General features: G+C 36.0%; 1 protein-coding gene. It reads left to right on the forward strand.

Annotated features, from left to right (window positions below; genetic code table 11):
- Positions 1–273 precede the first annotated feature (273 nt).
- Positions 274–1,704, forward strand: a complete 1,431-nt coding sequence (locus GSY74_RS07755) for a transposase (protein ID WP_164664531.1) — start codon at positions 274–276, stop codon at positions 1,702–1,704.
- The last annotated feature ends 222 nt before the right edge of the window (positions 1,705–1,926 follow it).

Genomic DNA, 1,926 nt, shown 5'->3' on the forward strand with positions numbered 1-1,926 from the left:
ATAACTTGAACGATTGGCTTTATTGGCGTGGTCAAACTGTTTATATCCGGCATCCTTCACCAACACCTAACAATTAAACAAATCTAAGAATTAAAATAGAATAAAAGAAATAAATAGTATCACAATAAATCACTCAAGAAAATACAATTATATTGAGTGAAATAAAACATTGAAAGTTTCAATAAAATGATACTACAACCTCAATTAAACTACAATAATATTCTAGAACAATTCTCACCAAAATTCCTAATACTAAAAGATTTAACCCCAAAAATGCGATTAGAGATTGCATCTATCGCCCACACAGCTCAAACTCTTAACATGTGGGGAGCAATAACGAATCTCTCTAAGGATTATAGTGTCTCTAGGAATTTTATCTATGAACTTTTAAAGGTGCTAAAAGATACATCATCACTAATATTTGCTCCATCCAAAGCTATTACGCAGTTGAGCAAAAAAGATGCAGTGGCTGTTATGTTGCATTACAGAATGATAGGTAGATGCAGTTTGGAGTCTATCTCCGAATTGATGAAGATTCGCTCTCTTCCTTTTAGTGGATTGGGAACGATTAGTGAGATGTTATCAAAAATTGGAAACACTCTTCCAAGCAATATAAAATTAGATAAAAATATGAGACTGTTAATCCTGATTGCTAGTGATGAAGTGTTCAGTAAATCAACCCCAATACTGATAACGGTTGACCCTATTAGCTCAGCTATTTTGAAAATCGAGAAAGCTGAAAATAGAAAAGGTGAGACATGGAAAAAACATTTTGATGAAGTAAAAGAGAGTGGTATATCTGTAATTGGAGTGGTTAGAGATGAGGGTAATGGATTAGCATTAGGAGCAAAAGAGAGTCTGCCTGAGGCAATTTATCAAGTTGATAGTTATCACGCTATTGCCCACCGTTTTGGGGAGTTGGTAGGTAAACTTGAGAAGAGAGTTAATAAGTTAAAAGAGGCAGATGTTAAAGATGGATTAGAGAAGAACTCTAAAGAAACAGAGGATGCAATAGAGCTGTCTGATAACTTCTCCTACCTCTACTACTGCATTATCAATGAGCTTAAACCATTTTGCCATACAGGAGAGATTCGTAACCGTGCTAGTGCCAACGGTGAGATTGAGACGGCATTAGAGTTGATGCAAACTCTTGGGAGTGACGAGGTAAACAAGAGAGCTAAAAGTGCCAAAAAGGTACTGCCAAACCTATTGAACTATTTTGAACAGACCAAAAAATCTATAGAGGAGTGTCAAAAAGAGGGGGTAAACAAAGATGCATTAGAGTTTTTATCTCTTGCTTGGCAATGGGGAAAAGCTGTTGTTAAAGCCAAAGATATAGATAGAAAACATAGAGCCATAGAGCAAAGAGACATCTATATCTACTTCGCCAAGGAGCTGTTGAAAGATGAATATGAGTCAATCAGCCAATTAGTTTTTGGCAAGTTGGAACTTATCATTCAAGCCTCATCTATGGTGGAGTGTATCAACTCTATTTTGAGACCTTATCTGAACAATTCTAAGAATAATGTGAGTCAAGGGTTTCTCAATCTGTTTATGTTTTATCACAATCATAGACGATATAGAGCAGGAAAACGAAAAGGTTCTTCACCTATGGAGTTGCTTACAAGAAAAGAGCAAAAAGAGGAGTGGGTTGAACTTTTGATGGATTCTGTGGAGGAAGCAAACCCCTCTTTTTTTCTTTAGTTTTTGCCTTTTAGGGCATTAGCGATATATGTTTTTTTGAATGCCTTTGGTGGTATGGGGGAGTATTGTCTATTTTTTTTGGAAAAAAAGTGTCATCTCTTTTTATTGGGGGATGAAGGATGCCCTAAATCCTTTCTTGCCATAGTGATAACAGAGAAACCATATTTGTGTTTAGCCCGTAATATAAGCCTCTCTCGTGCAAACCAGCTATCTGTTAATATC

The sequence above is a fragment of the Sulfurovum sp. bin170 genome (genome assembly GCF_010892395.1).
Taxonomy (GTDB): Bacteria; Campylobacterota; Campylobacteria; order Campylobacterales; family Sulfurovaceae; genus UBA1140.

Coding starts and splice junctions, on each gene's coding strand:
- GSY74_RS07755 (WP_164664531.1), top strand. CDS start 274: ATGCGATTAGAGATTGCATCTATCGCCCACACAGCTCAAACTCTTAAC.